Raw genomic sequence first — 511 nt, 5'->3', positions numbered from 1 at the left:
CACCCGTGTTGCCGACGGCAACGCCGACGACAGAGGCATCGTCCGCACCGACCGTGTCGGCCCCGCCATCGCCCTCAGCATCCGTGATCACATTGCCCGTCGCCGGGCCGAACTGGCCCGCACCGATGCTGTCCGTATCGGCAACCGCAACCGGCGCATCGTCGACGATGGCGATGGCGATCGTGCCAGACTGGCTGTCGCCATCCGCATCCGTCACCGTCACGCCGAACGACACGCCGTCCGGATCGGCAAGCGTGTTGTCCGTCAGCGTGTAGGTGTAGCTGATCGAGCCCTGACCCGTCACCGCATTGTAGCTGTAGCCCGTCACCACCAGCGTGCCCGTCGCATCGCTCGACACCGTCTGCGGGAACGGATCGCCAAGGGCGAGCGCCGTGCCGGCAACGCTGACCGACTGGACGCCATCCGGCGCCGTGAACGTCACCGTGCCCGACGTCGCCTCCGACGGGTCGTCATTGTCCGTGCCGTCGCCATCCGCGCTCTCGCCCGAACC

At 68.3% G+C, this 511-nt stretch carries 1 protein-coding gene; it reads right to left on the bottom strand.

Annotated elements, in window-relative coordinates:
- A partial coding sequence (locus AC07E3_RS21510; RefSeq protein WP_478364788.1) for a hypothetical protein occupies window positions 1-511 on the bottom strand: 511 nt, incomplete at both ends.

The organism is Nitratireductor lacus (genome assembly GCF_056431025.1).
The sequence above is the reverse complement of the archived record's forward strand: the minus strand, read 5'-3'. Positions and strand labels throughout refer to the sequence as shown.